Below are 26,390 nucleotides of genomic sequence, written 5' to 3'. Positions count from 1 at the left end.
CCCGGGGAACCGGACCGGCGGCCGCCCACCGATCCGTACGACATCAGTACCGACCACGGCAGGAGAGGGAGCATGAGCCGTACCGTCATCCGTGGTGGCCTCGTCATCACCGCCGCCGACGAGATCCACGCCGACGTCCTGATCGAGGACGGCCGCATCGCCGCCCTCGCCGCCTCCGGCACCCCGGCCGCCGAGGCCTGGACGGCCGAGCGCACCATCGACGCCGTCGGCAAGTACGTGATCCCGGGCGGCGTCGACGTCCACACCCACATGGAGCTGCCGTTCGGCGGCACCTTCGCCTCGGACACCTTCGAGACCGGCACCCGGGCCGCGGCCTGGGGCGGCACGACCACGATCGTCGACTTCGCGGTGCAGAGCGTCGGCCACTCCCTGCGCGAGGGCCTGGACGCCTGGCACGCCAAGGCCGAGGGCAACTGCGCCATCGACTACGGCTTCCACATGATCGTCTCCGATGTGAACCCGGAGACGCTGAAGGAGATGGACCTGCTGGTGGAGGAGGGCGTCACCTCCTTCAAGCAGTTCATGGCCTATCCCGGCGTCTTCTACAGCGACGACGGCCAGATCCTGCGCGCCATGCAGCGCTCCGCCGAGAACGGCGGCCTGATCATGATGCACGCCGAGAACGGCATCGCGATCGACGTGCTGGTCGAGCAGGCGCTGGCCCGCGGCGAGACGGATCCGAGGTATCACGGGGAGGTCCGCAAGGCCCTGCTGGAGACCGAGGCCACCCACCGCGCCATCAGGCTCGCGCAGGTCGCCGGCGCCCCGCTGTACGTCGTGCACGTCTCGGCGATGGAGGCGGTCGCCGAGCTGACCAGGGCGCGCGACGAGGGGCTGAACGTCTTCGGCGAGACCTGCCCGCAGTACCTGTTCCTGTCGACCGACAACCTCGCCGAGCCGGACTTCGAGGGCGCGAAGTACGTGTGCAGCACCCCGCTGCGGCCCAAGGAGCACCAGGCGCAGCTGTGGAAGGGCCTGCGCACCAACGACCTCCAGGTGGTCTCCACCGACCACTGCCCCTTCTGCTTCACCGGCCAGAAGGAGCTGGGCCGCGGCGACTTCTCCAAGATCCCCAACGGTCTGCCGGGCGTCGAGAACCGCATGGACCTGCTCCACCAGGCCGTCGTCGACGGGCACATCTCCCGCCGCCGCTGGATCGAGATCGCCTGCGCCACCCCGGCCCGGATGTTCGGCCTGTACCCGAAGAAGGGCACGATCGCCCCGGGCGCCGACGCCGACGTCGTCATCTACGACCCGCACGCAGAACAGGTGATGTCCGCTGCGGAGCACCACATGAACGTCGACTACTCGGCCTACGAGGGCAAGCGCGTCACCGGCCGGGTCGAGACCGTGCTCTCACGCGGCGAACTCGTCATCACCGAGCGGGAGTACACCGGACGCGCCGGTCACGGCGTCTTCACCCCGCGCTCCACCTGTCAGTACCTCAACTAGGAGTGGCGCCCATGGACTTCGGACTCGTCCTGCAGACCGACCCGCCGGCCTCCCGCGTCATCAGCCTGATGAAGCGGGCCGAGCGCAACGGCTTCACGCACGGCTGGACCTTCGACTCCGCCGTGCTGTGGCAGGAACCCTTCGTGATCTACAGTCAGATCCTTGCGAACACCACCAAGTTGACGGTCGGCCCGATGGTCACCAACCCGGGCACCCGCACCTGGGAGGTCACCGCCTCCACCTTCGCCACCCTCAACGACATGTTCGGCAACCGGACCGTCTGCGGCATCGGACGCGGCGACTCCGCCATGCGCGTGGCCGGCCGCAAGCCCAACACCCTGGCCCGGATCAGCGAGGCCATGAAGGTCATCCGGGCGCTGGCGCGGGGCGAGGAGGCCGACCTCGGCGGCACGGTGATCAGGTTCCCGTGGATCAAGCCGGGCGCCGAACTTCCCGTCTGGATGGCCGCGTACGGCCCGAAGGCGCTGAAGATGACCGGCGAGGAGGCCGACGGGTTCATCCTCCAGCTCGCCGACCTGTACCTGACCGAGTACATGGTCAAGGCGGTGAAGGACGCGGCAGCCGCGGCCGGGCGCGACCCGTCCGACGTCAAGATCTGCGTCGCCGCCCCCGCGTACATCACCGCCGACGACTCGCCCGAGGCGCTCGCCCACGCCCGCGAGCAGTGCCGGTGGTTCGGCGGGATGGTCGGCAACCACGTCGCCGACCTGGTCGCCAAGTACGGCGAGCACTCCGCCGCCGTACCCGACGCACTCACCGACTACATCAAGGCCCGCCAGGGCTACGACTACGCCCACCACGGGCGCAGCGGCAACCCAGACACCCAGTTCGTGCCCGACGAGATCGTCGACCGGTTCTGCCTCATCGGGCCGGCCGAGGCGCACATCGAGAAGCTGAACGCGCTGCGCGAGCTGGGCGTCGACCAGTTCGCCGTGTACGACATGCACGACGCGCAGGAGGCCGTGATCGACGCCTACGGCCACAAGGTCATCCCGGCCGTCAACTCCTGACCCACCGACCGCTCCTCGACGAACTCCTCGACGAACTCCTCGACGAACTCCTCGGCGAACCCCCCACCCCCTGTCCCCCCTCCCCACCTCCCCGGGGAGGGGCCGGGCGCCCGCACCGCCACACGTCGACCCACCTCATCGATTGGGCTGCCCATGACCGACACCGCTCCCACGGCCATACCGCCGTCCGCCCAGGTCACCCTCCCCGACGGGCGCGTGGAGATCCCCCCCGGCACTCCGCTGCCCAGCGGCCCCTACGCCAACGAGGACCTGCTGCCGGTCCCCGTCGCCAGGCGCACCTGGACCACGTACAACTTCTCCGCGCTGTGGGTGGGCATGGCCCACAACACGGCCTCCTGGACTCTGGCCTCCGGTCTGATCGCCGTCGGCATGGACTGGAAGCAGGCGGTGTTCACCATCGCCCTGGCCAACGTGATCGTGCTGATCCCGATGCTGCTCACCGGGCACGCGGGACCGAAGTACGGCATCCCCTTCCCCGTCTTCGCCCGCGCCTCCTTCGGCGTGCGCGGCGCCAACCTGCCTGCCGTCGTACGGGCGTTGGTGGCGTGCGGCTGGTTCGGCATCCAGACCTGGATCGGCGGCGAGGCGATCTACTTCCTCGCCGGGAAGCTGATCGGGGACAGCTGGTCGAACGCCTCCCGGGTGGGCGGCTACGCCTGGACGATGTGGCTGTCGTTCGCGATCTTCTGGGCGATCCAGGTGGCCATCATCTACCGGGGCATGGACACGATCCGCCGGTTCGAGAACTGGGCGGCTCCCTTCGTGCTCGTCGGCGCCTTCGTGATGCTCGGCTGGATGAGCAGCAAGGCCGGCGGCCTCGGCCCGCTGTTCGACCAGCCGTCCAAGCTCGGCTGGGGAGCGGACTTCTGGAAGCTGTTCGCGCCCTCTCTCATGGGCATGATCGGCTTCTGGTCCACCTTGTCGCTGAACATCCCGGACTTCACCCGGTACGGCAGGAGCCAGAAGGCCCAGACGTGGGGCCAGGCGCTCGGCCTGCCGACGACGATGACGCTGTTCGCGTTCCTGTCGGTGCTGGTCACCTCCGGCTCGCAGGCGGTGTACGGCGAGGCGGTCTGGGACCCGGTGCAACTGGCGGCGAAGACGGACAACGTGGTCGGCCTGCTCTACGCGCTGGTGACCGTGCTGGTGGCGACCCTGTCGGTCAACATCGCGGCCAACCTGGTCTCCCCGGCGTTCGACTTCTCCAACGTCGCGCCGCGCAGGATCAGTTTCCGTACGGGTGCGCTCGCCACCTGCGTGCTGGGCGTGCTCATCTTCCCGTGGAAGCTGTACTCCGACCCGCAGGGCTACATCTTCACCTGGCTCGGCCTGGTCGGCGGTCTGCTCGGCACGGTCGCCGGGATCCTCATCGCCGACTACTGGTTCCTGCGCCGGTCCGCCCTCGACCTGGTCGACCTGTACCGCACGGGCGGACGCTACTGGTACGACGGCGGCTGGAACTGGCGGGCCGTCGTGGCCTTCATGGCGGGCGGCGTCCTCGCCATCGGCGGCGCCGACTTCCACCCGCTGGTCGACGGCCGCCCCATTCCGGCCCTCCAGCCGCTCGCCGACTACGGCTGGGCCGTGGGCCTGGGCACGTCGATGGTGCTGTACCTGGCGCTGATGCTGCCGAGGGTCCGGGAGAAGGCCGCGGGCTGACGCGTCGCGGAAAACGGTCAGCCCTTCCGGCCGTCCTCCAGCGTGGCCACCGCGTCCCGGGCGGCCTTGATGGCGCCCTTGTTGATCTCGTCCGTACCGGGCGCCTTCTTGGTCTCGAAGTCGCTGCCGTTGTACGTGACGACGACGAGCGCGTTGGAGGCGCGGACCATCACCACGCCCTCGCGTGTCTGCTGCTTGTCCTCGGTGGTGAGGTTCACGACCGAGTACGCCGTGTCGCCGAGCCCGGGGACCGCTCCTCCGCCGCTCTTCTCGGTCGTCCGCTCCTGGTAGGACTTCTGCGCCGCCGCGTCCGAGTCCATGATCTCGAAGGACACGTCGAGCCAGCGGTAGTCGAACCCCTTGAGCGCGTTCCAGGAGCAGGTGCGGCGCACCTTCGCGTCCGTCGACGGGATCTCCTTGCCGGCCGTCTTGGCGCCCGGGACCAGGGACGTGATGGTCTTCTCCGCCAGGCTGGTGCAGGGCGCGGGAGCGGATGTGTACGTCTTCGACACCGCCGCCGTCGACGGGGCGGAGGCCGACTGGGTGGGGTGGGTCTCCTGCTGGGTCGGCTTGTGCTGGGCGGTCGGTGTCGCGGCGAACGGACCGGACGTCAGGGCCCAGCCCGCGCAGGCGAGCACGACGACCGGGCTCAGACGCGCGGTGAGCGCGAGCGGCAGGGGAAGATCACGCACGGCGCACTTCTCGTGAGGGACGGACGGTGCGGAGGGAGTCCACACTGCGGACGGGACGACAGTGTCACACGACTCCCTGTGCGGCGGAAGTGCCAACTCACTCCGTGCCCGTGCGGTCACCGAGGCCGACTGTCGACCGGCTGTGTATCCCGATTTGTCCCTACGGAGTCCGGGTGCCACGCGTTCTCGATCCGGTCGACGGCCGAGAAGGCCCCGTACGCGACGACCCGGACCAGACAGCCGTCGGTGCAATCCGGCGTGCGTCAGGCGGCCACGACCTCGTCCGTGATGCGGTACGGCGCGAGCGCGGCCAGCACGGCCAGGCGCGCCCCGGGCCGCTCGCGCCGGTCCGGCAGTCCGGGCAGGGCGAGCGGCGGGTGCGCGCCGTCCCAGTCCCGCAGGGTCCGCCGTACGAGAGCCCGGTCGTCCGCGTCGAGCAGGTCCGCGCCCGCCGACGCCGCCGACCGCAGCGCGGCGTACGCGGGACCGACCGGCGTCCCGCCTGCCCAGGCCGGACCCGGACGAGTACGTCTTCGACGTCCTGCGGGCGGGCGCGAGCGACTTCCTGCTGGAGGACACCGAACCCGCCGACCTGCTCCAAGGCATCGAGGTGGTCGCGCGCGGGGAGGCCCTGCTGTCCCCCTCGGTCACCCGCACCCTGATCGGCGAGTTCGTCTCCCGGCCCCCGGACCGGGCCACGCCCCGGGCCTGGAGTGCCTCATCCGCCGGGAACGCGAGGTGACGGCGCCGGCGGCCCGCGGCCTGACCAACGAGGAGATCGCCGCTCACATGGTCATCAGCCCCTTCACGGCCAAGACCCACATCAGCGGGGCCATGACGAAGCGCCCGGGACCGGGCCCAACTCGTCGTGTTCGCCTACGAGTCGGGGCTGGTGACGGCCCGCGGACACACCGTCACCCGGTGATCAGGGCACCCGGGCGGTCCACTCGGGCGAGGTGAACTTCGTCCGCGCCAGCTCCTCGGCGCGCGCCAGTTCCTCGTCCGTCACCTTGCCCTCGCTCAGCCCGTACCGGCCGCGGAACGACTCGATCATCCGCTCGATGACGGCCTCGCGCGGCAGCCCGGTCTGCCGCCGCAGCGGATCCACCCGCTTCTTTGCGCTCCTGGTGCCCTTGTCGGACAGCTTCTCCCGCCCGATGCGCAGCACCTGAAGCATCTTGTCGGCGTCGATGTCGTACGACATGGTCACGTGGTGCAGCACGGCGCCGGGCCCGCCGGACGGGCCCACCATCCGCTTCTGCGCGGCGCCCGCGATCTTCCCCTGGTCGGTGGCGATGTCGTTCAGCGGCTGGTACCAGGCCCTGATGCCCATGTCGCCGAGCGCGCCGAGCACCCAGTCGTCGAGGTAGGCGTAGCTGTCCTGGAAGGACAGCCCCTGGACGAGTGCCTCGGGCACCGACAGCGAGTAGGTGATCGTGTTGCCGGGCTCCACGAACATCGCGCCGCCGCCGGAGATCCGGCGCACCACCTCGATGCCGTGCCGCGCCGCGCCCTCGGGGTCGACCTCGTTGCGCAGCGACTGGAAGCTGCCGATGATCACTGCTGGGGTGCCCCACTCCCACACGCGCAGCGTGGGCGGCCGCCGCCCCGCGGCGACCTCCGCCGTGAGGACCTCGTCCAGCGCCATGTGCAGCGCGGGGGACTGCGGGCCGTCGTGGATCAGCTGCCAGTCGTAGTCGGTCCAGTCGGTGGCGTGCGCCAGGGCGCGGCGCACCGCGATCCCGACGCCCTCCGAGGTCAGTCCGTACATCACGGTGCCCTCGGGCAGCGCCGCGTCGATCCGGGCGGCCAGTCCCGCCGCATCGGTGTCCGCCGGGGCGCACTCCAGCGCACGGTTCACGGCGTCCAGCGCCTCGTCCGGCTCGAGGAAGAAGTCGCCCGCCACACGCACGTGCCGCAGCACGCCGTCCTCGACCTCCACGTCCACGACGACGAGCTTGCCGCCGGGGACCTTGTACTCACCGTGCACCGATCCGTCTCCGTCCCAGTCCTCGCCCCACCCCGGCCAACGTCCACCCGGCCCGGATGATTCCGATCTCTCCCATATCCGGGGCGGGACGCGTTCCGAGCCGCTAGCCTGCCGACATGCCGACGGGGAGGCACGGGTTCACGGCCCGGGACGATGCGTACGTACGCGAGTCCCTGATCATCGAAGCGGGACTGAACCAGGCACTGGACGACGAGCCCGACGAGCGGGCGGAAGCGCAGTTCCAGCTGAACGCGGCCGTGCTGCACGCGCGGGCCGAGCGGGTCGCCGCCGCGGAAGGGCCCAAGGCGGCACGCCGGCTGCTGCTGCGGGAGGTGCGGCGCGGCGTGCGCTGGCTGCGGGCCGTCGAACTCGGCCTCGCCGGCGACGACGCGAGGGACCGGGACGCCCGGGTGACGGAGCTGCGCGCCATCCTGGCCCAGCTCATGCTCATGGGTGCCCTGCATGGCATGCAGGGGGACACAGCCACCGAACGGCTCGCGATCGAGGCCGTGACCGCGTCCGCCCTGGACCCGGGGACGGAAAGCCGGGCACTTGCCGCCCAGATCCTCTCCCTCTGCTACCGCCAACAGCGGCGGCCCGAACTCGGGCTCTCCGTGCTCCTGCGCGCGCCCACGGGAGAGTGGGCGGGCCGTCACCTGCTGTTCGTGCTCGACTCCGCCCGGCGAGCCTGTGCGAAGGGGCGGCTGCGGCGCGTGGCCGAGCTCATGGCCCTGACGGACTGGCCGTGCGACCCCACCGGACTGGTCAGAGAGCTGTTACGGCGGCTCACCGGGGAACAGGAGCCCACGCCACGTGAGTTGGCCGCGCGGGTGCACGCTCGCCGTGCGGCCTTCGCGGCGGGCGACTGGGCCGCCCTGCGGGAGCTGGCACTGTCCGACGTGATGTGGCTGGAGGACGACGTGACGCTGTGGCAGGCGCTGTCCGGCATCCTGCGCGCGTACGGCGCGGTCGAGCAGGCCCGCCTGGCCGGGGACGCGGCCGCGGAGCTCGCCCGTTCGAGGCGAGTGTGACCGGCCGCCCGCGCGAGCCGGAGTCGGTCTACCGGACCTACCTCGCCGCGCATCCGGATCTGGAGCTCGTGCTGGTGGACCTGGGACCCACCGCGCTGACCCACGTCCACTTCGTGGAGGAGGAGTTCCTCATCCCCGCTGCCTTCGTCCAGGAGTTGCAGGTCGGGTCGACCGCCTCCCAGGAGATGTTGATGGTGGCTGCCTGGGAGATGCTGGAGCCCATGTCCCGGCACGGCATCGGCCCCGCCCTCGGCGCCCAGGTCCTCGTTGCCGTGGGCGGCAACCCGCACCGCGCGGCAGCCGATCCCCGGCGCCACGTCCGGCTCGTCCTGGCGGCCCTCGACGGGTTCCGGGGCCGGGGCCTGCCCCGCCACGAGGGCCGCGGCCTCCTGGAACTGGGGCGGGCGCTCACCGAGCAGGGCTCGATCCCGGACGCCGTCACGGCGTACGAACGCGGCCGCGCACTGCTGGAGGAAGCGGGCGACGACCACGGTCTGCGCGCCGCGCACGCCCGGCTGGCCGCCCTCATGTCCCACCTCGGCCTGTACGAGCAGGCCCTGCTGCACGCCGAGGACGGTCAGCGGATCGGCCGGCGCCTCGCCGCCGGCCCGCGCTTCGGACAGGAACACTTCACGCGGTTCCTGCACCACCAGCGCGCCCGCGCCCTGACCAGGATCGGCTTCGTCGACGAGGCGGAGGCCGAACTCCAGGAGTGGCGCGGACGCGGCGGCGCAGCGGACGACCACGACCTTCTGGCGGCCACCGCCGAGCTGCGGATCCGGCAGGAACGCACGGCGGAGGCCGTGGAGTTGTACATGCGCGCCATCGACGCCCGCTTCGCGGACCTGAAGGTCGCCGCGTCGCCCGGGCGCACCTTCTACCTGGAGAACAGCGTCCGCGTCTTCGGCGGGGCAGTGGGCGCCGCGTTGAGCGTCGGCCGCCCGGACCAGGCGCTCGGCATCCTCGCCGCCATGGCGAGCCGTGGCCCCGCCCGCCCCGCCGACGCGCCCTCGTCCGGCACGGACGCGCTGCGCAGCCTGGAGAAGGAGGTCGAGGGGCTCGCACGCACCGCCACGGGGGCCGCGGTCGCCCAAGACCGCGCAGGGCTCTTCGCGCTGGGCGACCGGGCGCGCATGCTCCTGGAGACCAGGGCGGCAGTTCTCCACAAGGAGTTCCCGGAACGCGCTCGCGTCACCGTGGCGCAACTGGCCCGCGCCGTCCCGCGGGCCGTGGGCCCCGGCGAGCTCCTTCTGGTCTACGGGCGGTCGAGCGAGGACGAAGTGATCGTTTTCGCCGTGTGCCACGGCACGGTCCACGACCTGCGCGTGCAGCTCGGGGCAGCGGAGGTCGAGCGCCTGGCCTCCCGCGCGCACCAGGAATGCGTACGCCGCACCGGGACGGACGCCCTGCGACGGCTCGGCGAGGCGGTCCTGCCCCCCGCGGCACACCTGCTCGCCACAGCCTCCCGGATCTACGTCGTCGCCCAGGGCGTCCTGGAGGACTTCCCGTTCCACGCCGCGCCCTTCCGGGGCCGGCCGCTGGTGGCGAGCGCCGAGGTCCGGCTGCTGCCCTCGTTGGCGCCGCTGCGGCCGGACGGCGCCCGCCGCGCAGCGGTGCGGACACAGGGTTCGGCACGGGCCGTCGTGGCCGCCGTCCGTCGGCCGCGCTACGAACTGCTCCCCGAACTACCGGCGTTGCGGGCGGAGGCCGAGGCCGTGCGCGCCGCGTTCCCCGCCACCGCCGGACTCTACGACGACGAGGCCACGGCGGACGCCGTGCGCGCAGCCCTCGGCGCCGCGGACGTGCTGCACCTCGCGGGCCACGCCGCCTTCGAGCCCTCGCACCCGAACATGGCCCGGCTCCTGCTCGCCGACCGACCGCTGTTCGCCTTCGAGATCGCCTGCGCGGACCGTGTCCCCACCCTGGTCAACCTCAGCGGTTGCCGGGCGGGCGCGGAGCGCAGGGGCCTCGGCGGCGAGGGCGAGGGACTCGCCGCCGCCTTCCTGGCCGCCGGGGCGGAAACCGTCGTCGCACCGCAGTGGCCCGTGCGCGACGACGCGGCCCTGCGCTTCAACGAGGTCCTCTACGGCGAACTGTCGTGCCCCGGCACAGAATTGACCCGGGCCGTGCGGAGCGCCCAGCTCGCGCTGATGGCAGACTCGCGGTTCGAGCACCCGGGACTGTGGGGGGCCTTCACCATGCTGGGCAGACTCTGACCAACCAATCCGGGGAGGGGAGCCGATGGGGGCATCCGGACAGCACGACGACAGGGCCGCGACGGACGAGGAGGACGTCCGGCCGGACAACTGGCACGTCCCCGCCGACCGCAACGTCTACACGGACGAAGGGCTCCCCGGCCAACCGCTGACCGTCCTGCTCTTCGTCTGCACCGAGCACGGCGAGGAGAAGACCGTCGACTACTACGACCCCGCCGACCCGCCGCGCTGCAACCAGGGCGACCTCATGGTCCGGATGCCGCGGTGAGCACCCTGCTCGAAGCAGGCCTCGACAGTGCCGAACGCCTCCTCGGCTCCCGCTTCCTGATCGCCGTCCTGCTCCCGGTCCTCCTCGCCGCCGGAGCCTCGGGAGCCGTCGGGCTCGCCGCCGCGGACCGCACCCCCGGCGACGCGCTGCGGGCCTGGCAGGGCTACAGCGCCTCCGGACAGCTGATGGCGGTGGTGTGGGTCCTGCTGGGCCTGGTGGGCGCGGCGTACCTGTTCGCACTCTTCCACCTGCCCGTCGTGCGGCTCCTGGAGGGCTACTGGCCGGACCGGCCGGTGTCGGCCGGGGTACGGCGCCGCCGCACCGAGCGGCAGCGGCGCCGGGCCCGCGACGGCTGGGCACGCGTGACGCAGCTCCGCGCGGCGGGCGAGCACACCTGGGCCGCGGCACTCGCCGGAAAGCTGCTTACCGGTTACCCGCCGCCGCCCCGCCTTGCCGAGGGCTGCCTGCCGACCGCCCTCGGCAACCGGCTGCGCGCCGCCGAGTACTACCCTCTGGAGCGCTATGGCATCGACGCGGTCGTCGTCTGGCCCCGGCTGTACCCCCTGCTGCCGCCGGAGGCGACCGGCCGGGTCGCCGCCGCCCGTACGGCCCTGGACGGCAGCGTCAGCCTGCTCGCTCTGTCCGCCGCCTTCGGCACGGTCTGGCCACCGGCCCTGCTGATCCGGGGCGGCCACGTCCCGCTCGCCGGTCTCACCCTGCTGGCCTGGCCCGTCGCCTGGGCCGCCCACCGCGCGGCTCTCCAGGCGGCGGCCGCCTACGGCCAGGAGGTCAAGGTCGTCTTCGACCTGCACCGCCACACCCTGCTGCGCCATCTGGGCCTCGGCGTACCGGCCGACCTCGCCGGGGAGCGGCGGCTGTGGGACGACCTCGCGCAGTTCTACCTGCGCAACGTGCCGCTCGCGGCGACCGGCGGAGCGCCTGCGCCACCGGGCCTGCCATAGTCGGGTCCACGGTCCATCGTTCGGAACGGCAGGTGACACGCAGCATGTTCACCTCCCGGCCCACGCTCCGGGGCACCTTCGGCATGGAGGCCCCGAGGCCGGGCCGCTGACCTGGGCTTTCGGAGCCCCGTCGAGGAGCGATCCGTAGGAGCCACAAGTGACCATGGGCACGCGGCAGGGGGACGATGCTGAACGAGGGGGGCGCACCCGTGTGGGTTTGCAGCACACAGCACTGAGGGGGCGGGGCCCGGGGACACCGGGCCCCGCCCTCCCGTCCTGCAGATACGTGGTGGGCTCAGCCCTGCTCACGAGGGCAGTTCCGCGCCGGCCTGCTCGTGCACCATGTAGTCGGCGTACCAGTCGGGCCAGTTCGCGTCTGCTTCGCCGATGCGTTTCTCGTGTTCGCCGTGGGCGGCCGCCGCACGGCGAAGCGAGCTCGCCAGGTCGTTCGCCGACGTGAACGTCGTCGTCGCTGAGTCGATACGACCGGGCAGGCGCGTGGTGACTTCCTGAAGCAGCCAACCGTTGCCGTCCGGATCGCTGAACGAGGCGAGCGAGAAGTAGCTGCGATGCTCGGGATCTGGACCGCTGACCAGACCGTCCTTGCCGGGGTGGGAGACTTCGCTCACCTCGATGCCGGCTGCTATCAGCCCGTTCCGGGCGGCCTCGATGTCGGAGACGATCAGGTACAGGCGCTGGGCCGATCCGGGCGCGGCCGAGGTGCGGTTCGCGCCGAACTGGACCGAGCACCCGGAGCCGGGCGGCGTGAACTGGACCACGCCGGGCGGTGTGTCGTCCAGCCTCCATCCGAGTCTTCCGTAGAACTCCTTCGCGCGGTCGACGTCCGAGACGGGGATGGTGACCACCTCGAGCTTCGTGTCGACTGTCCCGACGCCGGCTGTCCCACTTGCTCCGCTGCTGGGATCCTCGGTGGAACTCATCCCGGCCTCCCTGCGTTGCGTCGAGAATGACGCTACCGCTCTCACCGGTGCGTCGCACCCGGGGGACCTCCTGGTGGCTCCGCCGTACTGCGCCTTCCGTCGGCCCGCGAAGCCGTGCACGGCGAACGACGCAGCCGCCACCGCGCAGGTCGAAGTCGAGGCCGGACGATCGGGCCGAGGCGCACGGGACGCCGGTCTTCGCCCTACGAGGCATCGCCGTGAGGTGCTCCCCATGAAGATCCAGGGGTCTGTCGCTTTCGTTGCCGGAGCAAACCGTGGGCTCGGTGGACAGTTCGTGCGTGCGCTCTTCGATGCCGGAGCGGGCAAGGTCTACGGGGGGTCAGGAATCCGTGCACGCGGCAGCCGACCAAGCCCAGGACGTGACACTCCTTTTCAACAACGCCGGTTTGACGACCCGGGCCGACGTACTCGCGGCTGACTTTGGCTGACTTGGACTCGTTCCGATGCGAGTTCGAGACGCATGTTCTCGGCACCCTCGCCATGAGCAGCTCCTTCGCCCCGTCCTCGGGCGCAACGCCGGCGGCGCGATGGTCAATGCTTTCTCCGTGCTGTCCTGGATGTCGATCACGGCCAGCGCCGGATATGCCGCGGCCAAGGCCACCGAATGGTCGGTGACCAACGCCTTGCGGTTGGCCCTTGCTGAGCAGGGCACGCAGGGCACGGCCCTGCACGTCAGCTACCTCGCGACGGACATGGCCGCGAATGTGACCGCTCCGAAGTCGGATCGCGCGGCGGTGGCCCGCGCCACCCTTGACGGTGTCGAGGCCGGACTGCATGAGGTGCCCGCCGACGACGTCAGGAAGGAGGTCCAGGCAGCGCCGGCCGTGGGCACGGAGGCGCTGTATCCGCAACCAGCCGGCCGCCCGGCACTGATCTGATCACGGTAGGTCAGTGGGAGATGAGCTGTTGGCCGCCGTCGATGTCGTACGTTCCACCCGTGAGCGCGTCGTTGCACATGATGTGTACGGCCAGAGCGGCGACGTCTGCCGGGCCGACGACCCGTCGGATGGGAAGCGTGGCGCGCAACTCCTCGCGCCGGGCCTCGAGTTGATCACCCAGGAGTGAGGCCGACAGGGGCGTGTCGACGAATCCGGCAGCGATGAGGTTCACCCGGATCGGCGCCAGTTCGAGCGCCAGGTTGGCGGTGAGGGCGGGCAGAGCCGCGGTGAGGGCAGACACGACGCTCAGACCGACACCGGGGCGCCGACCGCCGGTGCCGCCGATGAACAGCAGGGTGCCGCCGGCTCGGACCTTGTCACGGCTGTAGAGGGCGACCGCGAGTGTCATGGCGAGGCGTTCGCCGAAGTGGCGGCGGGCGGCAGTGAGATCCATGTCCGCCAAGGGCATGTAGGCGGGGCTGCCGGCTGTGACCATCACATGGTCGACCGGGCGGGGCAGATCCTGGAAGAACTGCTGGAGGCGGTCGGTGTCGGTGGCGTCGAACGCTGCTGTGCTTACAGGATCGAGCTCCAGGGCAGCTTGCTGCAGGCGTTCGGGGTTGCGGCCGACCAGAACCAGCCGGCCGCCGCCTTCGCGTACCTGGCGGGCAGTTTCGAGTCCGATGCCCGCGCTGGCACCGATCACCACGACAGTCTGATCGGCGAGTCCCGGCTGACTCTGCGTGCCGGGAACGCTGGGTTTGGCAGTCATGGCGAATCGCCTCCGCCGACGGCCTTCACACCATGGTCGTACTTCCGTCTGCTGCCCGTCATCCCTACCTCCGGGTACACCTTCTGTTCCTATTGTCGCGCTTCGGGCCGCTGATCGCCTGCCCGCCTGCCGACCCAGCTGCCTGTTGCTCGTTGGAAAGGGGCGCTCCTTCGTGAAGTCTCCTTCCCCTGCCTCGCCACTACCGCATTGGCGTATTCGAGCAGTCCGCGCTTTTGTCGAGTGCTGCTGTCCTGTCTGCGACCGTCTCGCAGGCGCCGGCGTGACTCGACCGGGCCGCTCGCCTCTGCCGGTGCTGCGCCCAAGGGCTGAAATGCTGACGACGTGGACCGGGCAGGTTTCACCCACCGAGTGCCGTATGACGCTGCGAGCGCAGCTCTTCCAGCAGGCGGAGCCAGATTTCGCTGGCCGTGGGATAGCTGGGGACGACGTGCCACAGCGTGGACAGGGGAATACGCCCCACGATGGCTGCGGTCGCCGAGTGCACGAGTTCGGCGATGCCCGCGCCGACGAACGTGGCCCCGACCACCACGTCGTCGGCGCGGACGACGACGAGTTTGGCCCGGCCGCGGTAGTCCGGGCGCATGACCCAGGTTCCGGCGAGCGCTCCCAGGTCGTACTCGACGACCTCGACGTCAATGTCGGCGTCCCGGGCCTGTTGCTCAGTCATACCGGCGCTGCCGACTTCCGGGGAGGTGAAGACGACTTGGGGGAGCCCGACGTGTCCGGCCGCGCTGGAGGGCAGGTCGGTGCGGCCGCCGGCCCGCGCCGCGATGACGTGGGTGTGGAAGCCGCCGCACCTGTCATCCAGCCCGGAGCCGGCCAGGTCAACCCGTCGTGCTTGGCACCAGGACGACCGGCCCCAGCCAGTACAGCAAGGGCCGGGGCCACATGGCGGCCATCACGAACCAGGCAGGACTTCCGCGCCCTCACCATGCGCAGGCTGTTTGGCGTTTATCGGCCGGGGCAGGGCCGGGGTGTTTCCGTGCACGACCGCCGTGACCCGGGTCATACGTTTGTGACCGCCGGGGACGTGGGGGAGCCGACTCCGCGGATCAGGTCCGCGGCCTTCTCCGCGATCATGATCGTCGGTGCGTTGGTGTTGCCCCGGACGACGGTTGGCATGACGGAGGCGTCGACCACCCGGAGCCCGGTCACCCCGTGCACCCGCAACTCGGGGTCAACCACTGGCCCGATGGCGCATGTTCCCGCGGGGTGGTAGAGCGTCTGCAGGTCGTGCTGTGCGAAGTCCAGGAGGTCGGCGTCGCTGTCGGAGCGCGGCACGCGGTAGTCGGCTCGGCGGTGCGCCCGCAGACTGGGCCGGGCGGCGATGTCGAGCAGGAGACGCAGAGCCCGCACCACCGTCGCCCGGTCCTCCTCAGTGGCGAGGTAATGATGCAGAATGCGTGGTTTCGCGCTGGGGATCGCCGACCGCAAGGAGACTTTTCCACGGCTGGTGGGTGCGAGCAGCACCGCGCCGAGATGGAACGCGTGGTCGGTGGCCGCTCCCAGCCCCTCCTGGTGGAACATCACCGGCACCGCGTGGATCTGCACGTCCGGGGCATCCAGGCCTTCGGCGGTACGGAAGAACCCGCCCGCCTCACCGACGTTGGACGTAAGGGGACCGTGGCCCCGGGACTCCAGCAGAGCCAGGTTCTTGGGTGTCTCTGCCGTCAGCAGCGATTCGGTATCGGTCAGCTGAAGAAGGGCGACATGTGGATGATCTTGCAGGTTCTCGCCCACCGGGAGGTCCACACGGGGCCGGATACCGTGGGCCTCGAGGCCGGAGGCGACACCGATCCCGGACAGCATCAGCAGATGCGGCGAGTTGTAGGCACCGGCCGACAGAATGACCTCCCGCTCGGCGTGGAACTGCTCGAGGACGCTGCCGCGGTCCACTTCGACACCGGTGGCCCGGTCGCCGTCGAACAGCAGGCCCGTGCACTGGACACCGGTGAGCACCTGGAGATTCGGCCGTTCCATGGCGGGGCGCAGATAGGCGACGGCGGTGCTGCAGCGCAATCCGTTCCGCTGGGTGAGGTCGTAGTATCCGACCCCGTCCTGCTCGGGACCGTTGAAGTCCTGGTTGAACGGATGGCCCGCCTCCTGAGCCGCCGCCACATACGCCGCCATCAGGGGGCTGCGGGAACGACCTTCGCTGACGGTGAGCGGTCCGCCTGTGGCGTGCCAGGCCGATGCCCCGCCGTGATAGTCCTCCGAGCGCAGGAAGTAAGGCAGGACGTCATCCCAGCTCCATCCCTTGGCCCCGGCCGCGGCCCAGGAATCGTAGTCCAGGCGGTTGCCGCGAATGTAGATCATCGCGTTCATGGACGACGAGCCGCCGAGCATCCGGCCGCGCGGAAGGTAGCGCCGACGGCCGTCGAGCCCCGGCTCGGGCTCGCTCAGGTAGTCCCAGTCGTACTTGGTGCGGAAGAGTTTGCCGAACGCCGCCGGTACACGGATCTCCTGGGCATCGTCGGAGGGTCCGGCCTCCAACAGCAGGACCCGTACGCCGGGGTCCTCGGTGAGCCGGGCGGCCAGCACGCAGCCGGCCGAGCCGGCCCCCACGATGACGTAGTCGTACATGCGATTCCCTCCACGATGGGTCGACGTACCTGGCCGCGTCGGTACGGGAGGCCATGGCCTCCGGAGATCTCCGGCGTACAGGCCAATCGGCGGCCCGCGCCCGGGTGCTCCGTCGCCCATGGCGGCGTGAGGACCACGTCGTCGCGTCGTCCACGGGGCATTGCTCGCGGAAGTCTGCCGCGCTCCGGTTGCCGGGTCGATGCAGCGGTGAGCCAAAGATTGACCAGCTTTCGGACGACTGGACAAGAGCGGCTGTATACGACCCGGTAGGGCTTGGTTTGGCGGCCGGGTGCCCCAAACGCTCGCCGGGCCCACCCGAGGCGTCGGCGAAGGGACGACAGGCGCATTTCCCGTAGCGGGTCGGTACAGCGGTGGCGTCCCCATGCAGAGCACCAGCCGTATGAACGGTGGCGTGTGTGGCTGGGGACCTACCGCGATGCGCTGCGCCGGGCCGGCATCGGTTCTCCCGACATCCACAACCTGAGACGCTCCTTCATCGAGCGGCACCGCATCAACGGGGCTCCTCACCCAACTGCGAGGGGCAGCCCAGCTGGAGATGGACGACTGCGTGGTCGACGCGCTCGACCACTACGCCCACTTCATGCCTCAGGCAGGGGGGAAGGGACGCAGGGCGATCGATAGCCTGCTGGCTGATCAGGTGAACCGGAGTCGGTCCCGAACTCCCCAGATTCTCCCCAAGGCAGATCCTGGGCGCTGATCGGACCGACTGACGGGCGTAAACAGCGAGGTGAAAGTTGCAGTTCACCACCCGGCCCACCCTCCAGGGCACCTTCGGCATGGTGTCCTCCACCCACTGGCTGGCCTCGCAGTCGGCCATGGCCGTGCTGGAGGACGGCGGCAACGCCTTCGACGCGGCCGTGGCGGGCGCCTTCGTGCTGCACGTCGTGGAGCCGCACCTCAACGGGCCCGCCGGCGAGGTGCCGATCCTGCTCGCTCCGGCGGGCGGCGAGGTGCGGGTGCTGTGCGGGCAGGGCGTCGCGCCGGCCGGGGCGACGGTCGCGCACTACAGGGGACTCGGTCTGGATCTCGTCCCCGGCACCGGGCCGCTCGCCGCGGCCGTCCCGGGCGCGTTCGACGCGTGGATGCTCCTGCTGCGCGACCACGGCACGAAGTCCCTCGCCGACGTCCTGACGTACGCCATCGGGTACGCCGAGGGCGGGCACGCGCCCGTGGAACGTCTCGGCGAGACCGTCGAGACCGTGCGGGAGCTGTTCGAGACGGAGTGGACCTCCTCGGCCGAGGTCTACCTGCCCGGCGGACGGGCACCCCGGCCCGGGGAGCTGTTCCGCAACCCCGCGCTGGCCGCCACCTGGAAGCGGCTGCTCGCCGAGGTCGCCGGGGTGGGGGACCGCGAGGCGCAGATCGAGGCCGCGCGGGAAGTCTGGCGGTCCGGGTTCATCGCCGAGGCGCTGGTACGGCAGGCACGGCGGCCCACGCTCGACACCAGCGGCGAGCGCCACTCCGGGACCCTGACGGCCGCCGACCTCGCCGCCTGGTCCGCGACCTACGAGGCCCCGGCCACGTACGACTGGAACGGCTGGACCCTGTGCAAGGCCGGCCCCTGGAGCCAGGGCCCGGTGCTCCTCCAGCAGCTCGCCCTGCTCCCGCCCGAGCTGCCCCCTTACGGGTCCGCCGACTACGTCCACCTGCTGATCGAGGGCTGCAAGCTCGCCATGGCCGACCGGGAGGCCTGGTACGGGGACGCCGCCGAGGTGCCGCTGGCCGAGCTGCTGTCGGCGGAGTACAACGCCGGGCGGCGGCAGCTCATCGGTGACGAGGCCTCGTACGAACTGCGACCCGGCAGCCCCGGCGGGCGCACCCCGCGGCTGAGCGCGCACGCGCTCACGGTCGCCGCCGACGAGGTGGAGTTCGACGCCCTGGGCGTCGGCGAGCCGACGGTCGCGAAGCGCCCGACGTCCCCGGTGCCGGGCGAACCCGGCGTGGCGGCCGACGGAGGCACCCGCGGCGACACCTGCCACCTCGACGTCGTCGACCGCTGGGGCAACATGGTCGCCGCCACGCCCAGCGGCGGCTGGCTCCAGTCCAACCCCGTCGTGCCCGAACTGGGCTTCCCGCTCGGCACGCGGCTGCAGATGACCTGGCTGGAGGAGGGCCTGCCCAACTCCCTCACCCCGGGCCGCCGCCCGCGCACGACCCTCACCCCGTCGATCGCGCTGCGCGACGGGGTGCCGGTCATGGCGTTCGGCACGCCCGGCGGGGACCAGCAGGACCAGTGGCAGCTGCACTTCTTCCTGGCGGTCGCTTTGCGCGCCGCGGTGCGCGGCGGCCCCGACCTCCAGGGCGCGATCGACGCGCCGAACTGGCACAACGACGGCTTCCCGGGCTCCTTCTACCCGCGCGGGATGCGGCCCGGCAGCGTCACCGTGGAGTCCCGGATGGCCCCGCAGGTCGTCGAGGAACTGCGGCGCCGCGGCCACGACGTGGTGCTCGGCCATCCCTGGTCGGAGGGCCGGCTCTGCGCGGTCGCCCGGGACCCGGAGACCGGCATCCTGTCCGCGGCCGCGAACCCGCGGGGCATGCAGGGGTACGCGGTCGGGCGCTGACGTGCGGTGAGCGTTGCCGCCGACGCCGGCCGGCAGGGTGCGGCGGTGGCCCGCCGTGCCCCGGGCGTCCGACGACGGGTGTTCATGCCGATTCCACCCGGAGTGCACCGGCCGGGCGGGGATTGTCAGTGGCGCGTGCTCTCATGGAGGCATGATCGAAGAGACGGAAACCATCGACGAGTTTCTCGCGCGTCACTCGGCCGACGTGGAAGAGGCGGTCCGCAAGGCGGCCGCGGCCGAGATCATGCCCCGCTTCCGCCGGCTCGCGGAGGACGAGGTCGACCAGAAGACCGGCCCGCACGACCTGGTGACGGACGCCGACCGCCTGGCCGAGCGGTACCTCACCGACACGCTCGGCGCCCTGCTGCCCGGATCCGTCGTGGTCGGCGAGGAGGCGGTGCACGCCAACCCCGCGACGTACGAGGCGATACGGGGCGACGCTCCCGTCTGGATCATCGATCCCGTCGACGGGACACGGCAGTTCGTGCACGGCGACCCCGGATTCTGCACCCTGGTCGCCCTCGCCCGGCACGGAGTCGTGCACGCCTCCTGGACGTACGCACCGGCGCGCGACCAACTCGCCACGGCCGTACGGGGCGGAGGCGCCTTCCTCGACGGCGAGCCGCTGCGCCCCGGCGCGCCGGAGCCGGGCCGCGCCCTGGAAGTGGCCACGTCCCACCCGGACTTCACGACGGACGAGCAGAAGCGCGCCCTGCTCGGTCTGTGGACGGACGGCATCGCGCCCCGCGCCTGCGGCTCGGCCGGCCTGGAGTATCTCGCCGTCGCCCGCGGCGAGTTGGACGCCACGGCGTTCTCGTGGGAGGCGGCGTGGGACCACGCGGCGGGCCTGCTGCTGGTTGAGGAGGCCGGCGGCGCCCATCTGACCCTGACCGGCGAGCCCTTCCGCATCACGGGCGGGAACGCCCTGCCGTTCACCGCCGCCCGGGATGCCGCGACGGCCCGCCGGGTGGTCGACCTGCTCACGGCGTAGCCCCGGGTTCCCGGCTCCCGTGACGGCCGGAGGCCCGGCGCCGGGGCGTGCGCGGCCGGTGCCCAGGCCGGCACGCGCCGGGACGTGCGCGGCCGCTTCCCAGGCCGGCACCGCCCACCACCTCGCTCCGCACCCCGCCCCGCCTGCGAGCCGTCGGCCGGCTCCCGCCCCGAGACCCGAGTGTGTCAGTCCTCCGGCATATCCTGGCCCCGAGTGGCCATCGGCTGACGAAGGGGTCCGAAGGTGCCGTCGATGCTCGATGCGGTCGTGGTGGGTGCGGGGCCGAACGGACTGACCGCTGCCGTGGAGCTCGCCCGCCGCGGATTCTCCGTGGCCGTGTTCGAGGCGCGCGACACCGTCGGCGGCGGCGCCCGCACCGAGGAGCTCACGCTCCCCGGCTTCCGGCACGACCCGTGCTCCGCCGCGCACCCCCTCGGCATCAACTCACCCGCCTTCCGCGCCCTGCCCCTGGAGCGCTACGGCCTTCAGTGGCTGCACGCCGAGCTGCCCATGGCCCACCCCTTCACGGACGGCACCGCCGCGGTGCTGTCGCGGTCGGTCGCGGAGACGGCCGCCTCCTTCGGGCCGCGCGACGCGGGCGCGTACCGCAGGCTGGTCGAGCCGTTCCTGCACCGGTGGGACACCCTGGCCCATGACTTCATGTCGCTGCCCCTCAGCGCGCTCCCGCGGGACCCGGTCACCCTCGCCCGCTTCGGCCTGGTCGGCCTGCCCCCGTCGACGTGGCTGATGCGCCGCTTCCGGGACGAGCCGGCGAAGACCCTCTTCGCCGGCCTCGTCGCCCACGTCATGGCCCCCCTCGACGGCTTCGCCACCGGCGCGATCGGCCTGGTCTTCGCCCTGGCCGCGCACGCCCGTGGCTGGCCGGTGGCCCGCGGCGGCTCCCAGGCCATCTCCGACGCCCTCGCCGCCTACCTGAAGGACCTCGGCGGCACCCTCCACACCGACTACGAGGTCAAGCGCCTCGACGACCTGCCACCCGCGCGGGCGTACGTCTTCGACACCTCGCCCACCGCCCTGGCCCGCATCGCCGGCCTCGGCCGGTACTACGAGGGGTACCGGTACGGCCCCGGCGTCTTCAAGATCGACTACGCCCTGGACGGCCCGGTGCCGTGGACCGCGAAGGAACCCCGCGTCGCCGGCACCGTGCAGATCGGAGCGGACAGCGCCGAGATCGGCGCCGCGCTGCGCGCCGCGTCCCGCGAAGGCCGCGCGCCCGACGCGCCCTTCCTCATCACGGTCCAGCCCGGCGTCGTGGACCCCACCCGCGCCCCGGACGGCAAGCAGGTCTTCTGGGCGTACGGCCATGTGCCGAACGGCTGGACCGGGGACCTCACCGGTGCCGTCGAACGCCAACTGGAGCGCTTCGCCCCGGGCTTCCGCGACCGCGTCCTCGCCCGCGCCACCGCCGGACCGCCCGAACTCGCCGCCCGCAACCCCAACTACGTCGGCGGCGACATCGCCTCCGGCGCGGTCTCCGGCCTCCAGCTCCTGCTGCGCCCCAAACTGTCCCTGTTCCCGTACAGCACCCCGCACCCGGCCGTCTTCATCTGCTCGTCGGCCACCCCGCCGGGCCCCGGCGTACACGGCATGTCGGGGCACAACGCGGCGAAGGCCGTCTGGAGGAGGCTGAGGCAGACATGACCACCATCACGCTCGTCCAGGGCGACATCACCCGGCAGAGCGTCGACGCGATCGTCAACGCGGCCAACTCCTCCCTGCTCGGCGGCGGAGGCGTCGACGGTGCGATCCACCGCCGCGGCGGCCCCGCGATCCTGGAGGAGTGCCGCAAGCTCCGCGCCTCGCAGTACGGCAAGGGCCTGCCCACCGGCCGGGCGGTCGCCACCACCGCCGGCGAGCTGAACGCCCGCTGGGTGATCCACACGGTCGGCCCGGTCCACAGCCGGACCGAGGACCGCTCGGAGCTGCTGGCCTCCTGCTACCGCGAATCGCTGCGCGTCGCCGACGAACTCGGCGCCCGCACGGTCGCGTTCCCGGCGATCTCCACGGGCATCTACGGGTGGCCCATGGACGACGGCGCGCGGATCGCGGTGGAGACGGTCCGGGACGCCGAGACGGCGGTCGAGGAGGTCAGGTTCGTCCTCTTCGACGAGCGGGCGTACGAGGCGTTCGCCGCGCAGGTCCGCTGAGCCGGACCGGGGGCGACGCTCAGTACCGCTGCGCCTTGGCGATCTCGCCGGTGAGCTGCGACTCCGGAGGCTTCCGGCTGATGGCGAGCGGCTGGGCCTTTTCACCCGGCTTGAGGTGCTCGGCTCCGACGAAGCGGGTTTCGACGACCTTTCCGTCGGGATCGCGGAAGTCCACCTGGACTGCGTAGGAGGCGGTCTTGTCCGTGCGGTTGGTGATGTTCACGACGAGGGCGAGCAGGCCACCCGTCTGCGACCTCGGCAGTCCGGTGAGCGAGACGTCGGACGTGGCATTGCCCCGGTCCTTGACGTTGGCGAGCTCCTTCTGGGCGGCCGCGTTGGCGCGCTCCGCCTCGGCCGAGACCGACGCTTCGAAAGACGAGGCGGCGGCCGAGGCGGAGGATGCCGCGGCCGAGGCCGATGCCCGGACGGACTCCTTGACGGATGCGCCGAGCGAGGAGAGCGCGGAAGGAGATGTGCCGGAGAACGACACGGTGGCGGGGCCCGTGGGGGTCGGACTGAATGACGGGGTGCCGTTGCCGCCGCTGTCCGTGCTGCACGAGACGAGCGCCGCGGTGCCGAGGGCCGTCAGAGTGAGCCCGGCGAGTGCGACCGTGGCCCGGGGCCGCCGCGCGCGTCTCCTGGCTCCGTGACCGATCACGACGAGTTCCGGCAAAACATCCTCCTCAATACGGAAACAGCCATATATGCCGTTATTAATCTTTTGATCGTGTACATCCTGTATGCCGAGGGGTCGCCGAGCCACTCCGGCGCTCTCGCCGCCGCAGGGCCGGCGCCCGCCGGAGTGAGCGGCTGTTCGGCGCAGAGGAGGTTTCCTGCCTGGCTGCCTCGAGTGCCCCAGCGCCTGGCGAACCCGGCGAACCCGGCGAACCCGGCGAACCCGGCGGACGCGGCGGACGCGGTCGTGGTGCGGGACGGCGCGTCATCGGCGGTCGGCTGCACCGCGGCCGGACCGGCGGCGCCTGGCGGTGCGGGGCTGATCGGGGTGGCGCCGGCGGTGCGGGGCTGATCGGGGTGGCGCCGGCAGTGCGGGGCTGATCGGGGTGGCGCCGGCGATGTGGGGCTGGACGGGCTGCGGCTGCTGCGGGCGTCCCCCCGGCGATCCGGGCGGGCCCAGGGCAGGCGAGGTTGATGTCGGATTCTCGCCAGCCCCGGCCCGGCCGGTGCCCGATGCTGGACGCATGCAGAACGGGATGTACACCGACCGGGAGCGCTGTGTGCGCGCCGTCCAGTCCAAGGACGCACGGTTCGACGGATGGTTCTTCACGGCCGTCCTGACGACCCGCATCTACTGCCGGCCCAGCTGCCCGGTGGTGCCGCCCAAGCCGGAGAACATGATCTTCTACCCGAGCGCGGCCGCCTGCCAGCAGGCCGGGTTCCGGGCCTGCAAGCGCTGCCGCCCCGACACCAGCCCCGGCTCACCGGAGTGGAACCAGCGCGCCGACCTCGTGGCCCGCGCCATGCGGCTGATCGCGGACGGCGTCGTGGACCGCGAGGGCGTGCCCGGCCTCGCCGCCCGCCTCGGCTACAGCACCCGCCAGGTCGAACGTCAGCTGCTCGCCGAGCTGGGCGCCGGCCCGCTCGCCCTCGCCCGGGCCCAGCGCGCCCAGACCGCCCGGCTGCTGATCGAGACGACCGCCCTGCCGATGACGGAGATCGCCTTCGCCGCCGGTTTCTCCTCGATCCGCACCTTCAACGACACCGTGCGCGAGGTCTTCGCCCTGTCACCCAGCGAGCTGCGCACCCGCGTCCCGAAGAAGAAGGCCGGGAAGGCCACCGGTGCGCTGCCGGCCACCCCCGGCGCACTCTCCCTCCGCCTCCCCTTCCGCGCCCCGCTCAACCCCGACAATCTCTTCGGCCACCTCGCGGCGACCGCCGTACCGGGCGTGGAGGAGTGGCGGAACGGGGCCTACCGGCGGACCCTGCGCCTGCCGTACGGGCACGGGATCGTGGCGCTGACCCCGGCGGCGGACCACATTGCCTGCCGTCTCACCCTCAGCGACCTGCGCGACCTGCCCGTCGCCATCAGCCGCTGCCGGCGCATGCTCGACCTGGACGCCGACCCGGTCGCGATCGACGACCACTTGCGCACGGATCCCGTCCTCGCGCCCCTGGTCGACAAGGCCCCGGGCCGACGCGTGCCGCGCACCGTCGACGAGGCCGAGTTCGCCCTGCGGGCCGTGCTCGGCCAGCAGGTCTCCACGGCCGCCGCCCGCACCCACGCGGCCCGCCTGGTCACCGCGCACGGCGAGCCGGTCGACGATCCCGAGGGCGGCCTCACCCACCTCTTCCCTGCCCCCGAGGCGCTGGCCGCCCTCGACCCCGAGTCGCTGGCGATGCCGAGCACCCGGCGAACGACGTTCACCACGCTGGTACGCCAACTCGCCGAGGGAGAGCTCCACTTGGGCGGGGAGAGCGACTGGCAGGAGGCCCGTGCCCGACTGCTCACGCTTCCGGGCTTCGGGCCCTGGACGGTCGACGTCATCGCGATGCGCGCCCTCGGCGACCCCGACGCCTTCCTCCCCACCGACCTCGGCATCCGGCGCGCCGCGCAGGAGCTGGGCCTGCCGTCGACCCCGGCCGCGCTCACCGCACGGGCGGCGGCCTGGCGGCCCTGGCGGGCCTACGCCGTGCAGTATCTGTGGGCGACGGACAGCCACCCGATCAACTTCCTTCCCGTCTGAGGACGTCCAGTGAGACAGCACACCGTCATCGACGGCCCCTACGGCCCCCTCACGCTCGTCGCCGACGACGGCGTCCTGTGCGGCCTGTACATGGCCGCCCAGCGTCACCGCCCGCCGGAGGAGACCTTCGGCGAGCGCGACGACAGCCCCTTCGGTGAGGCGGCGGACCAGTTGGAGGCCTACTTCGCGGGCGAGTTGAAGGAGTTCACCCTCGAACTGCGGCTGCACGGCACGCCGTTCCAGCGCAGCGTGTGGGAACAGCTCCGCCGCATCCCCTACGGCGAGACCCGTTCGTACGGCGAACTGGCCGACGCGCTCGGCAACCCGGGCGCCTCGCGAGCCGTCGGCCTCGCCAACGGCAAGAACCCCGTCGGCATCATCGTCCCCTGCCACCGCGTGATCGGAGCGAACGGCAGCCTGACCGGTTACGGCGGCGGCCTGGACCGCAAGCGCCGCCTGCTGGACTTCGAACGGCAGGCGGCCCTGTTCTAGCCGTCCCGCGGACTCCCGACCGCGATGAACAGGTACAGCCCGTCCACGTTCTGCGTGATCACCCGCACGGGCACGCCGGAACGCCGGAGCGCTCCAGCTCGACCACCGCCCGGTGCGCGGCGTTGGGCTCGGCCTTCAACGTGCGGTTCTTGCGCCGCACCTGCCAGGACCGCCGCCGGATCTCCGGATCGCCCATGTAGTACTCGTAGGTCACGAGCTTCTCGGCCTCCGGATCCCGCCGCCACAGCCCGTTCGGCCCGCGGTAGTCCGGGATGCCGGAGTCGCAAGGCATTGGCAGACGTAACGCCTTATCGCCGGCTTGGGCACGGGTGCGCTGGCGGGAGGTGCTACAGGATCACATAGGCGTCCGTGCTGCACCGAGCGGTGGCAGTTTTGTTAGCCGCCCAACCCCCATCGCACTCCCGCCACAACTCCCAACACCAAGGCAGGCATCACCCATCCCCACCCCATGACCCGCCGCACCGACGGAAGCAGCCGCAACCCCGTCACAGCAGCGGCAGCCCCGATGGTGAGGACACATGACAGGACGATTCCGGCATACGCGTCGTCGTCCCAGGGGCCGGACGGTCGGATGGTCAGGGCCGTCCAGCAGAAGTACGCGGCGACGAGGGTGAGCAGGGTCAGTGGTACAGCGAGGACCAGGCGGAGGCAGTCGCGGTCGTCGTCCGGGTGGGAATGATGGGTCATCAGCGCAGCGCGTTCCTTGCCTGGTCCAAGTTGTTCATGAAGCCGCGCCCGTAGGCCTGGGCGTCGTCGGTCTGCCAGTACGGGCCGCCGTTGCAGCGGGAGGCGAGCTCCTGGTACTGGGCCGGGGTCATCTCCTCCACCGGCACGTCGGCGAATTGCTTTCCGCCCTGAGCCGGGCCAGGTAC

Annotated in this window: 25 protein-coding genes and 3 pseudogenes; 16 read left to right on the top strand and 12 right to left on the bottom strand. The window is 71.7% G+C overall.

What is annotated here, in order from left to right; genetic code table 11:
- The first annotated feature begins 72 nt into the window (after positions 1-72).
- Together hydA and ABZV31_RS04505 are read left to right on the top strand one after the other, a co-directional pair.
- Entirely contained in the window at positions 73-1,473 is a 1,401-nt protein-coding gene (gene hydA, locus ABZV31_RS04510) for a dihydropyrimidinase (protein ID WP_355887995.1), read from the top strand.
- Positions 1,474-1,484: 11 nt separating this feature from the next.
- On the top strand, positions 1,485-2,504 hold the full coding sequence (locus ABZV31_RS04505; protein WP_355887992.1) for a TIGR03842 family LLM class F420-dependent oxidoreductase: 1,020 nt from the start codon (positions 1,485-1,487) through the stop codon (positions 2,502-2,504).
- Here the strand turns inward: ABZV31_RS04505 and ABZV31_RS04500 are convergent.
- Entirely contained in the window at positions 2,468-2,659 is a 192-nt protein-coding gene (locus ABZV31_RS04500) for a hypothetical protein (protein ID WP_355887989.1), read from the bottom strand. The two genes, ABZV31_RS04505 and ABZV31_RS04500, sit on opposite strands and share 37 nt — an antisense overlap.
- Between ABZV31_RS04500 and ABZV31_RS04495 the strand changes: the two genes are divergently transcribed.
- Entirely contained in the window at positions 2,658-4,184 is a 1,527-nt protein-coding gene (locus tag ABZV31_RS04495; RefSeq protein WP_355887986.1) for an NCS1 family nucleobase:cation symporter-1, read from the top strand. The genes ABZV31_RS04500 and ABZV31_RS04495 overlap by 2 nt on opposite strands.
- A gap of 17 nt (positions 4,185-4,201) precedes the next feature.
- Here ABZV31_RS04495 and ABZV31_RS04490 read toward each other — a convergent pair whose 3' ends face one another.
- Together ABZV31_RS04490 and ABZV31_RS04485 are read right to left on the bottom strand one after the other, a co-directional pair.
- On the bottom strand, positions 4,202-4,876 hold the full coding sequence (locus ABZV31_RS04490) for a hypothetical protein (protein WP_355887983.1): 675 nt from the start codon (positions 4,874-4,876) through the stop codon (positions 4,202-4,204).
- Between the two features lie 116 nt (positions 4,877-4,992).
- Positions 4,993-5,394 (bottom strand): annotated as a pseudogene (locus ABZV31_RS04485) (hypothetical protein); the annotation flags it as partial.
- Positions 5,395-5,396: 2 nt separating this feature from the next.
- Here ABZV31_RS04485 and ABZV31_RS04480 point away from each other — a divergent pair.
- Positions 5,397-5,801 (top strand): annotated as a pseudogene (locus ABZV31_RS04480) (response regulator transcription factor); the annotation flags it as partial.
- Here ABZV31_RS04480 and ABZV31_RS04475 read toward each other — a convergent pair.
- A complete protein-coding gene (locus ABZV31_RS04475) occupies positions 5,802-6,866 on the bottom strand; it encodes a biotin/lipoate A/B protein ligase family protein (protein WP_355887981.1) in 1,065 nt (354 codons plus the stop codon).
- 116 nt (positions 6,867-6,982) lie between these two features.
- Here ABZV31_RS04475 and ABZV31_RS04470 point away from each other — a divergent pair, with 116 nt between their 5' ends.
- From ABZV31_RS04470 to ABZV31_RS04455, 4 genes are read left to right on the top strand one after another with little or no spacing between them, the layout of a single operon-like run.
- Positions 6,983-7,897, top strand: a complete 915-nt coding sequence (locus ABZV31_RS04470) for a hypothetical protein (RefSeq protein ID WP_355887978.1) — start codon at positions 6,983-6,985, stop codon at positions 7,895-7,897.
- Positions 7,894-10,113 (top strand): CHAT domain-containing protein, encoded by a 2,220-nt coding sequence (locus tag ABZV31_RS04465; protein WP_355887975.1) that lies wholly within the window; start codon positions 7,894-7,896, stop codon positions 10,111-10,113. The genes ABZV31_RS04470 and ABZV31_RS04465 overlap by 4 nt, the downstream gene beginning before the upstream one ends.
- 25 nt (positions 10,114-10,138) lie before the next feature.
- Positions 10,139-10,381 (top strand): hypothetical protein, encoded by a 243-nt coding sequence (locus ABZV31_RS04460; RefSeq protein WP_355887973.1) that lies wholly within the window; start codon positions 10,139-10,141, stop codon positions 10,379-10,381.
- Positions 10,378-11,343, top strand: coding sequence for a hypothetical protein (locus tag ABZV31_RS04455; RefSeq protein WP_355887971.1), 966 nt, complete (start codon positions 10,378-10,380; stop codon positions 11,341-11,343). The genes ABZV31_RS04460 and ABZV31_RS04455 overlap by 4 nt, the downstream gene beginning before the upstream one ends.
- A gap of 305 nt (positions 11,344-11,648) precedes the next feature.
- Here the strand turns inward: ABZV31_RS04455 and ABZV31_RS04450 are convergent, their stop codons facing one another.
- Positions 11,649-12,284, bottom strand: coding sequence for a VOC family protein (locus ABZV31_RS04450; RefSeq protein ID WP_355887968.1), 636 nt, complete (start codon positions 12,282-12,284; stop codon positions 11,649-11,651).
- Positions 12,285-12,850: 566 nt separating this feature from the next.
- On the opposite strand from ABZV31_RS04450, the gene ABZV31_RS04445 reads away from it, so the two are divergent.
- Entirely contained in the window at positions 12,851-13,183 is a 333-nt protein-coding gene (locus ABZV31_RS04445) for a hypothetical protein (protein ID WP_355887965.1), read from the top strand.
- 10 nt (positions 13,184-13,193) lie between these two features.
- Here ABZV31_RS04445 and ABZV31_RS04440 read toward each other — a convergent pair whose 3' ends face one another.
- The 3 genes from ABZV31_RS04440 to ABZV31_RS04430 form a co-directional block, all read right to left on the bottom strand.
- Entirely contained in the window at positions 13,194-13,955 is a 762-nt protein-coding gene (locus ABZV31_RS04440; protein ID WP_355887963.1) for an SDR family oxidoreductase, read from the bottom strand.
- 358 nt (positions 13,956-14,313) lie between these two features.
- Positions 14,314-14,718: a hypothetical protein gene (locus tag ABZV31_RS04435; RefSeq protein ID WP_355889004.1), complete on the bottom strand. Its 405-nt coding sequence runs from the start codon at positions 14,716-14,718 to the stop codon at positions 14,314-14,316.
- A 263-nt stretch (positions 14,719-14,981) separates the two neighbouring features.
- Positions 14,982-16,559: an FAD-dependent oxidoreductase gene (locus ABZV31_RS04430; RefSeq protein ID WP_355887960.1), complete on the bottom strand. Its 1,578-nt coding sequence runs from the start codon at positions 16,557-16,559 to the stop codon at positions 14,982-14,984.
- Between the two features lie 797 nt (positions 16,560-17,356).
- On the opposite strand from ABZV31_RS04430, the gene ABZV31_RS04425 reads away from it, so the two are divergent.
- The 4 genes from ABZV31_RS04425 to ABZV31_RS04410 all read left to right on the top strand — a co-directional run bounded on the left by ABZV31_RS04425 (position 17,357) and on the right by ABZV31_RS04410 (position 22,303).
- Positions 17,357-19,144: a gamma-glutamyltransferase gene (locus ABZV31_RS04425; protein ID WP_355889002.1), complete on the top strand. Its 1,788-nt coding sequence runs from the start codon at positions 17,357-17,359 to the stop codon at positions 19,142-19,144.
- Positions 19,145-19,295: 151 nt separating this feature from the next.
- Positions 19,296-20,135, top strand: coding sequence for an inositol monophosphatase family protein (locus ABZV31_RS04420; RefSeq protein ID WP_355887957.1), 840 nt, complete (start codon positions 19,296-19,298; stop codon positions 20,133-20,135).
- A gap of 252 nt (positions 20,136-20,387) precedes the next feature.
- Positions 20,388-21,797: an NAD(P)/FAD-dependent oxidoreductase gene (locus tag ABZV31_RS04415; protein WP_355887954.1), complete on the top strand. Its 1,410-nt coding sequence runs from the start codon at positions 20,388-20,390 to the stop codon at positions 21,795-21,797.
- A complete protein-coding gene (locus ABZV31_RS04410; RefSeq protein WP_355887951.1) occupies positions 21,794-22,303 on the top strand; it encodes an O-acetyl-ADP-ribose deacetylase in 510 nt (169 codons plus the stop codon). The genes ABZV31_RS04415 and ABZV31_RS04410 overlap by 4 nt, the downstream gene beginning before the upstream one ends.
- A 19-nt stretch (positions 22,304-22,322) precedes the next feature.
- Here ABZV31_RS04410 and ABZV31_RS04405 read toward each other — a convergent pair whose 3' ends face one another.
- Positions 22,323-22,892 (bottom strand): hypothetical protein, encoded by a 570-nt coding sequence (locus ABZV31_RS04405; RefSeq protein WP_355888999.1) that lies wholly within the window; start codon positions 22,890-22,892, stop codon positions 22,323-22,325.
- A gap of 57 nt (positions 22,893-22,949) precedes the next feature.
- On the opposite strand from ABZV31_RS04405, the gene ABZV31_RS04400 reads away from it, so the two are divergent.
- From ABZV31_RS04400 to ABZV31_RS04390, 3 genes are all read left to right on the top strand, one after another.
- Positions 22,950-23,330 (top strand): hypothetical protein, encoded by a 381-nt coding sequence (locus ABZV31_RS04400; protein WP_355887948.1) that lies wholly within the window; start codon positions 22,950-22,952, stop codon positions 23,328-23,330.
- Between the two features lie 172 nt (positions 23,331-23,502).
- Positions 23,503-25,005, top strand: coding sequence for an AlkA N-terminal domain-containing protein (locus ABZV31_RS04395; RefSeq protein WP_355887945.1), 1,503 nt, complete (start codon positions 23,503-23,505; stop codon positions 25,003-25,005).
- A 9-nt stretch (positions 25,006-25,014) separates the two neighbouring features.
- Positions 25,015-25,497: a methylated-DNA--[protein]-cysteine S-methyltransferase gene (locus ABZV31_RS04390; RefSeq protein ID WP_355887943.1), complete on the top strand. Its 483-nt coding sequence runs from the start codon at positions 25,015-25,017 to the stop codon at positions 25,495-25,497.
- A gap of 32 nt (positions 25,498-25,529) precedes the next feature.
- Here the strand turns inward: ABZV31_RS04390 and ABZV31_RS04385 are convergent.
- The 3 genes and pseudogenes from ABZV31_RS04385 to ABZV31_RS04375 form a co-directional block, all read right to left on the bottom strand.
- Positions 25,530-25,789, bottom strand: a pseudogene (locus ABZV31_RS04385) (Sir2 family NAD-dependent protein deacetylase); the annotation flags it as partial.
- Between the two features lie 104 nt (positions 25,790-25,893).
- Positions 25,894-26,205, bottom strand: a complete 312-nt coding sequence (locus ABZV31_RS04380; RefSeq protein WP_355887940.1) for a hypothetical protein — start codon at positions 26,203-26,205, stop codon at positions 25,894-25,896.
- Positions 26,205-26,336 (bottom strand): hypothetical protein, encoded by a 132-nt coding sequence (locus ABZV31_RS04375; RefSeq protein WP_355887938.1) that lies wholly within the window; start codon positions 26,334-26,336, stop codon positions 26,205-26,207. The genes ABZV31_RS04380 and ABZV31_RS04375 overlap by 1 nt, the downstream gene beginning before the upstream one ends.
- Positions 26,337-26,390: the final 54 nt, after the last annotated feature.

It is taken from the genome of Streptomyces sp. NPDC005202 (genome assembly GCF_040608235.1).
Classification (GTDB): Bacteria; Actinomycetota; Actinomycetes; order Streptomycetales; family Streptomycetaceae; genus Streptomyces.
This window is presented reverse-complemented; position numbering and strand designations above follow the sequence as displayed.